Origin of the sequence: Phaeobacter sp. 11ANDIMAR09 (genome assembly GCF_001294455.1) — a bacterium.
GTDB lineage: Bacteria > Pseudomonadota > Alphaproteobacteria > Rhodobacterales > Rhodobacteraceae > Pseudophaeobacter.
Genome location: NZ_LIKT01000026.1, coordinates 53,067 through 60,101 on the forward strand (window position 1 = coordinate 53,067; position 7,035 = coordinate 60,101).

The 7,035-nt window shown below is 55.1% G+C and carries 12 protein-coding genes; 2 read left to right on the plus strand and 10 right to left on the minus strand.

What is annotated here, in order from left to right; genetic code table 11:
- Positions 1-67: 67 nt before the first annotated feature.
- A complete protein-coding gene (locus AN476_RS18345; protein WP_054463237.1) occupies positions 68-535 on the plus strand; it encodes a DM13 domain-containing protein in 468 nt (155 codons plus the stop codon).
- Positions 536-541: 6 nt separating this feature from the next.
- On the opposite strand, the gene AN476_RS18350 is transcribed toward AN476_RS18345, so the two are convergent.
- The 6 genes from AN476_RS18350 to rplB all read right to left on the minus strand — a co-directional run bounded on the left by AN476_RS18350 (position 542) and on the right by rplB (position 3,802).
- On the minus strand, positions 542-871 hold the full coding sequence (locus tag AN476_RS18350) for a hypothetical protein (protein WP_172684852.1): 330 nt from the start codon (positions 869-871) through the stop codon (positions 542-544).
- Between the two features lie 287 nt (positions 872-1,158).
- Positions 1,159-1,572, minus strand: coding sequence for a 50S ribosomal protein L16 (gene rplP, locus AN476_RS18355; protein ID WP_008207541.1), 414 nt, complete (start codon positions 1,570-1,572; stop codon positions 1,159-1,161).
- Between the two features lie 11 nt (positions 1,573-1,583).
- Positions 1,584-2,294 (minus strand): 30S ribosomal protein S3, encoded by a 711-nt coding sequence (gene rpsC / locus AN476_RS18360; RefSeq protein WP_054463239.1) that lies wholly within the window; start codon positions 2,292-2,294, stop codon positions 1,584-1,586.
- Positions 2,294-2,674, minus strand: coding sequence for a 50S ribosomal protein L22 (gene rplV / locus AN476_RS18365; protein WP_009810820.1), 381 nt, complete (start codon positions 2,672-2,674; stop codon positions 2,294-2,296). Before rplV ends, rpsC begins: the two co-directional genes overlap by 1 nt.
- A gap of 3 nt (positions 2,675-2,677) precedes the next feature.
- Positions 2,678-2,956 (minus strand): 30S ribosomal protein S19, encoded by a 279-nt coding sequence (gene rpsS, locus AN476_RS18370; protein WP_009810819.1) that lies wholly within the window; start codon positions 2,954-2,956, stop codon positions 2,678-2,680.
- 3 nt (positions 2,957-2,959) lie between these two features.
- A complete protein-coding gene (gene rplB, locus AN476_RS18375) occupies positions 2,960-3,802 on the minus strand; it encodes a 50S ribosomal protein L2 (RefSeq protein WP_054463240.1) in 843 nt (280 codons plus the stop codon).
- A gap of 332 nt (positions 3,803-4,134) precedes the next feature.
- On the opposite strand from rplB, the gene AN476_RS18380 reads away from it, so the two are divergent.
- The gene (locus AN476_RS18380; RefSeq protein WP_054463241.1) at positions 4,135-4,659 is read left to right on the plus strand and encodes a hypothetical protein; all 525 of its coding nucleotides are present in this window, start codon (positions 4,135-4,137) and stop codon (positions 4,657-4,659) included.
- 148 nt (positions 4,660-4,807) lie between these two features.
- Here AN476_RS18380 and AN476_RS18385 read toward each other — a convergent pair whose 3' ends face one another.
- From AN476_RS18385 to rpsJ, 4 genes are read right to left on the minus strand one after another with little or no spacing between them, the layout of a single operon-like run.
- A complete protein-coding gene (locus AN476_RS18385) occupies positions 4,808-5,104 on the minus strand; it encodes a 50S ribosomal protein L23 (protein ID WP_009810816.1) in 297 nt (98 codons plus the stop codon).
- The gene (gene rplD / locus AN476_RS18390; RefSeq protein ID WP_009810815.1) at positions 5,101-5,718 is read right to left on the minus strand and encodes a 50S ribosomal protein L4; all 618 of its coding nucleotides are present in this window, start codon (positions 5,716-5,718) and stop codon (positions 5,101-5,103) included. The genes AN476_RS18385 and rplD overlap by 4 nt, the downstream gene beginning before the upstream one ends.
- Positions 5,715-6,425, minus strand: a complete 711-nt coding sequence (gene rplC / locus AN476_RS18395; RefSeq protein ID WP_054463242.1) for a 50S ribosomal protein L3 — start codon at positions 6,423-6,425, stop codon at positions 5,715-5,717. The genes rplD and rplC overlap by 4 nt, the downstream gene beginning before the upstream one ends.
- Before the next feature lie 18 nt (positions 6,426-6,443).
- Entirely contained in the window at positions 6,444-6,758 is a 315-nt protein-coding gene (rpsJ, locus tag AN476_RS18400) for a 30S ribosomal protein S10 (RefSeq protein ID WP_008207555.1), read from the minus strand.
- Positions 6,759-7,035 lie beyond the last annotated feature (277 nt).

Below are 7,035 nucleotides of genomic sequence, written 5' to 3' on the forward strand. Positions count from 1 at the left end.
TCATCGCAGCACTTCCCCATCCCATCGCCTGTGCCTAAAGTGGGGAACAGGACAGAGGGATGAAGACATGAAATGGATCTTTCGGATTATCACCCATGGTGCCGCTCTCGTGGCGGGTATCGCGCTTGGCATCTATATCTTGCCGATCCTCACCGCACCTGACGGCCCGGATCCTGGCAGCTTGCAAAGCGCCGCCAATGAGGCACAGTTCAGCGCCGCATTTTCCCGCGATTTGAAAGGCAGCGACTTTCTGCATTGGGGCGACGGCAGCATCAGCCTGTCACCTGAGCGGATCACCCATATCGGAACCCTGGCGCCGGGGCCTGACTACAAACTCTATCTGACCCCGGCTTTTGTCGAGGACGAAGCCACTTTCCTGGCGCTCAAATCCGAGGCGGTCCGAATTGGAGACGTCCAGATGTTCAACGGGCTGATCCTCGACGTCCCCGACGGAGTTGACATCACGCGCTACAACAGCGTCGTCATCTGGTGCGAGGCCTTTGGCGAATTCATCACTGCCGCGCAATACCAATAGGGTGCGCTAGCCTCCGACCACAGAGATCGCACAGCCCGCATGGGCGTTGGGCTGGCCGACGTGATGCGGATTCTGCACAAGATACCAGACCACACGGCCGCCAGCGTCATGGGTGCGCGAATAGGTGCAGCCATTGGCAGTGGTCCAATGGGCGGCATTGCCACTGAACGAGATGTTTTCCTGCGACAACCCGGAATCGATCCTTTGACGCTGTACAACCGGGTTACGATAATTGGTGGCCGGACCATAGGTTCCAGACAGGTCATTGCCTCCAAACTCAGCCTCGCCACAGGCGGTGACTGACACGAGGGTTAGGGCAGATACAGGCAGCAGCATCTTCATCACTCTTTACTCCATAAAAACATCAACTGTTGCCAATTTGGAGACAAAGAATGGAACATGCGTAAACAATCTTTCGTTTAGTAAAATTGTCACCAATCTCTCCAAGGGTTGAAGTGGGTTTGCCTGGCAAGAGGGATCTTGACTGCCAGATCTTGCAGACCTCGTTTCGCCCACCCCAAGCTACCCTTTGCGGCCCGGAGAGCAGAGCAGATAGGACCAGACAAAGAAAAACCCCCGCCGATTGCTCAGCGGGGGTTTCTGATTTTTCTCGATGACCGGGCTTACCAGTCTTCGCGAACCACGACGCGGGTTTTCACCGGCAGCTTCATCGCAGCAAGACGCAGGGCCTCGCGCGCGATGTCGTCGTTGACGCCGTCGATTTCGAACATCACGCGGCCAGGTTTGACCTTGCATGCCCAATAATCCACGGAACCTTTACCCTTACCCATACGAACTTCGACGGGCTTGGAGGTGACTGGAGTATCTGGGAAGATACGGATCCAGACACGACCCTGACGTTTCATGTGACGGGTCATGGCACGACGGGCAGCTTCGATCTGACGCGCGGTGACGCGCTCAGGTGTGGTTGCCTTGAGGCCGTAGGTGCCAAAGTTCAGATCAGAGCCGCCTTTGGCTTCGCCCTTGATCCGGCCTTTGTGCATCTTGCGGAATTTTGTACGCTTTGGTTGAAGCATCTATTCTCTCCTTAGCGACGACCGCCACCAGCACCACGAGGTGCAGGGCCGTCCTGGAGTTCCTGTGCTTTACGGTCACGTGCCTGAGGATCGTGTTCCATGATCTCGCCTTTGAAGATCCAGGTTTTGATCCCGATGATACCGTAAGGTGTCATGGCCTCATTGTGAGCGTAATCGATGTCGGCGCGCAGAGTGTGCAGAGGCACACGACCTTCGCGGTACCATTCGGTACGGGCGATTTCAGCACCACCCAGACGGCCAGCAACGTTCACCCGGATACCCAGGGCGCCCATGCGCATGGCAGACTGTACGGCACGCTTCATCGCGCGACGGAAGGATACACGACGTTCCAGCTGCTGGGCAATGCCCTCACCAACCAGCTGCGCGTCCAGCTCGGGCTTGCGAACTTCAACGATGTTGAGGTGCAGTTCCGAGTCAGTCATCGAGGCCAGCTTCTTGCGAAGCACTTCGATGTCAGCGCCTTTTTTGCCGATGATCACGCCAGGACGTGCAGTGTGGATAGTCACACGGCATTTCTTGTGTGGGCGTTCGATGATCACACGGGCAACACCAGCCTGCTTGCACTCATCTTTGATGAAATCACGCAGTTTGATGTCTTCCAGCAGCAGATCACCAAAATCTTTGGTGTCGGCGTACCAGCGGCTGTCCCAGGTGCGGTTGATCTGCAGGCGCATGCCAACCGGATTGACTTTATGTCCCATTAGGCTTGCTCCTCAACTTGACGCACCTTGATGGTGATCTCAGCGAACGGTTTCAAGATCTTGCCGAAACGACCACGCGCCCGTGGACGACCACGCTTGAGGGTCATGTTCTTACCAACCCAAGCCTCGGCAACGATCAGCTCGTCAACGTCCAGGTTGTGGTTGTTTTCAGCATTGGCAATCGCGGACTGAAGGCATTTCTTCACGTCCTGAGCCACGCGCTTGTTCGAGAAAGTCAGGTCGGTCAGAGCCTTGTCAACTTTCTTGCCGCGGATCATTTGCGCAACCAGGTTCAGCTTTTGCGGGGAAGTACGCAGCATGCGAGTTTTCGCCATTGCTTCGTTGTCTGCCACGCGGCGGGGATTTTGTACCTTACCCATGACTTACTTCCGCTTCGCTTTTTTGTCAGCGGCGTGGCCATAATAGGTACGAGTTGGCGAATACTCACCAAACTTCTGACCAATCATGTCTTCCGAGACGTTGACAGGAATGTGTTTCTGACCGTTGTACACACCAAATGTCAGACCCACGAACTGGGGCAGAATGGTGGAACGACGCGACCAGATTTTGATGACATCATTGCGGCCCGACTCGCGCGCAGCTTCGGCTTTTTTAAGCACATAGCTGTCGACAAAAGGACCTTTCCATACAGAGCGAGACATAAATTAACGTCCCTTCTTCTTGGCGTGACGCGAGCGGATGATCAGCTTTTGCGACGCTTTGTTTTTGTTACGGGTACGCTTACCTTTGGTTGGCTTACCCCATGGGGTTACCGGGTGACGACCACCAGAGGTACGACCTTCACCACCACCGTGTGGGTGATCGATCGGGTTCATAACAACACCACGAACCGAAGGACGCTTGCCCTTGTGACGCATACGGCCAGCTTTACCGTAGTTCTGGTTCGAATTGTCTGGGTTCGACACGGCACCAACGGTGGCCATGCATTCCTGACGGACCATGCGCAGCTCGCCCGAGGACAGGCGGATCTGAGCGTAGCCACCATCACGACCAACAAACTGAGCATATGTGCCAGCTGCACGGGCGATCTGGCCGCCTTTGCCTGGCTTCATCTCGATGTTGTGGATGATGGTACCGATTGGCATGCCAGAGAAAGGCATTGCGTTACCGGGTTTGATGTCAGCTTTTGCCGAAGCAACAACCTTGTCACCAACTGCCAGACGCTGAGGGGCCAGGATATAGGCCTGCTCGCCGTCTTCATATTTGATCAGCGCGATGAATGCGGTCCGGTTCGGGTCATATTCGATCCGTTCAACGGTTGCCGCAACATCCAATTTGTTCCGTTTGAAGTCAACGATCCGGTAGAGACGCTTTGCGCCACCGCCGCGGCGGCGTGAAGTGATCCGTCCGGTGTTGTTCCGGCCGCCCGATTTCGTCAAACCCTCAGTGAGAGACTTGACGGGACGTCCTTTCCAAAGCTCCGAACGGTCGATCAGAACCAGCCCACGCTGGCCCGGCGTCGTCGGCTTATACGACTTAAGTGCCATGCTTTCTGTCTTCCGTTTAGCGTGCGGACCCTTAGGTTTTTGTCTTTGGACCCGCTATGTGTAAGCCCCCCGTCCGCCTGTCCCACAGGGACAATGACTACTAAGGTGGCCAGTCTTTAGGGCCCCGAAGGTCCCCAGCTCATGTGTTTCCCACAAAGATAACGGCCCCAGAACGAATCTGAGGCCAGTAGGATTGGGCGGATGTAGCAGGGTTGGAGGTGGGTGGCAATGGAGAATAGTGCGAAGCTTGAACAACCGTGTCTTGCGGCGAGGGAAAGCTAGCACTAGCCTTTTCACCGATAAAGCAGATTTCAAATAGGAGATTTCAATAAGTGTCGAAGTTAACTAGCTTGGGAGCACTTTTCAGCGGGCTTGGTGGTCTTGCGGTAGGTGCGGTTGCTGTTTGGAAGATTGTATCACCTTCTCCAATCATAAACTTGCAAGATCTGACCGCCACCCTCAGCGAAGTTCAAAAAGCAATTCCTAAGGAAACATTTGTTGCATCCGAAAGCGAACTCATTGAGCTGGAAGCCGCGCTGGAGAATCTTACTGGGAAAGTGGCGCAATCAGCGGTGGGTCAAAACGGAGAGCTCTTGTCGGTGGCGCGCTCGTTCTCAGGCCTACAAGAATACAAACAGGGAGAGATTTTCGACTTCGTCGCTCCGAACGGTGAAAGCAAACTGTTTGTCGTTAACGTTACAGATGATACTTTCTACTTCAGAGCAGATGGATCCCTCACTAGGTCACTTAGACTCGGGCAAAACATTCCGTTCAAGTTCGGAGAACTAACTTGCGTCTTTGAGAATGTTGGTTTGAAACCTGGAAAAAGCGTGATTGTGCGCTCATCCTGTAGTTAGCAAAAAGCCGAGTAGACTATATCGTGCCGCCCTGGAGTATCTTCCCGCCCAGGGTCAGGCGCCTTCCTCTCGATAGAGAGACATCCCAACGAAAAAGGCCCCCGCTTCGCAGCGAGGGCCCGTCTCGTCAGGTCAAAAACCTCAGATCTCAGAGTCCGGTGGACACGTCGATTGTGTTGCCCTCTTCGAGCGTCACATAGGCTTTTTTCACGTCTTTGCGACGGCCGATCTGGCCGCGGAACCGCTTTTGCTTACCCTTGGTGATGGTGGTGTTGACCGCCTTCACTTTCACACCAAAGAGGCTTTCAACCGCTTCTTTGATCTGGGGTTTGTTGCTGTCGATCGCAACTTCAAAAACAACCGCACCGTTTTCGGATGCCATGGTGGTTTTCTCGGTGATGATCGGCTTGCGGATCACATCGTAGTGTTCTGCTTTAGCGTTCATTTCAAACGAGCCTCCAGTGCTTCGAGACCAGCCTTGGTGATAACCAGGGTGTCACGCTTCAGGATGTCGTAAACGTTCGCACCCATTGTTGGCAGGATATCCAGGCCTTCAATGTTGCGCGAGGCTTTCAGGAAGCCTTCGTTTACTTCGGCACCGTCGATGACCAGCGCGCGCTTCCAGCCCAGGTTTGCAACCTGTTTGGCCAGAGCACCGGTTTTGCCTTCGGCAGCAGCGTCAGAGATCACCACCAGTTCGCCGGCTTTTGCCTTTGCGGAGAGTGCATGACGCAGACCCAGCTTGCGGAACTTTTTGGTCAGCTCGTGGCCATGCGAACGCACAACGGGGCCTTTGTAGATACCACCACCGCGGAAGATCGGAGCAGAACGTGCGCCGTGACGTGCGCCGCCGGTGCCTTTCTGACGATAGATCTTCTTGGTCGAGTATTTGACTTCCGAACGGGTCTTTACCTTGTGGGTACCGGCCTGTGCGTTGTTACGCTGCCAGCGGACCACACGGTGCAGAATGTCCGCACGTGGCTCCAGACCAAAGAGGTCAGCGTTCAGCTCGATGTCGCCAGCTTTGCTGCCGTCGAGATTCATCACATCAAGTTTCATGCTTCACCACCTTCCGCAGGGGCTTCGCTCGCAGCGGCTTTGATACCAGCTGGGAAGGGAAGACCTTCAGGAGCTTTCTTCTTCACGGCATCCTTGACGGTGACCCAGCCAGATTTCGGACCAGGTACGGCGCCTTTGATGAAGACCAGACCACGGTCGGCGTCAGTTTTGACGACTTCCAGGTTCTGAGTGGTAACGCGGGCAGCACCCATGTGACCAGCCATCTTCTTGCCTTTGAAAACCTTACCGGGATCCTGACACTGACCGGTCGAACCATGCGAACGGTGAGAGATCGAAACACCGTGCGAGGCACGCAGACCACCAAAGTTCCAGCGCTTCATCGCACCGGCAAAACCTTTACCGATGGATGTACCGGTGACGTCAACTTTTTGACCTTCCAGGAAGTGCTCGGCCGAGATTTCGGCGCCGACTTCGATCAGAGCATCGGCAGGCACGCGGAATTCCACGAGCTTACGCTTAGGCTCTACTTTGGAGGCCGCAAAGTGACCGCGCATCGCTTTGGATGTGCGTTTTGCCTTGGCGGAACCCGCACCGAGCTGAACAGCTGTGTAGCCGTCTTTGTCATCGGTACGCTGAGACACAACCTGCAGGCCGTCCAGGTGAAGAACGGTCACAGGGATCTGCTGACCATCTTCCATGAACAGACGGGTCATGCCGACTTTTTTTGCAATAATACCAGAGCGCATTATCTATACCCTCCGATCTTAAGATTGCAGCTTGATCTCGACGTCCACACCAGCGGCCAGGTCGAGCTTCATCAGCGCGTCCACGGTCTGGGGGGTCGGATCAACGATGTCGAGCATACGCTTGTGCGTACGGATCTCGAACTGGTCACGAGATTTCTTGTCAACGTGGGGACCACGCAGAACAGTGAATTTCTCGATCTTGTTTGGCAGTGGGATCGGGCCGCGAACAGTCGCGCCGGTCCGCTTGGCAGTGTTGACGATCTCTTGTGTGCTGGCGTCCAGTACACGATAGTCAAATGCCTTGAGCCGAATACGGATATTTTGGCTTTGCATTAGTCAGCCTTTATCTAGGCGTGAAGGTTGAGAGGAGGGGCAGCGACCACCGCTTACCCTCATCGAACCCAAAAGGCGGGAATCACCCCGCCTTCATTCGCACGAGGCGAACTAGCGCCCTATACGCCTGATACGCCCACCTGGCAAGACGTTTCGTGCGCGAAACATGCCTCATCTGCAGGATCGATGTTCACGGCTCCGGGGGCTCTGCCCCTCTTGTCCCTTCGCGGCGCTTTGGTCCAATTCACCCCGGAATATTTCAGGAAAGGTGAAGCCA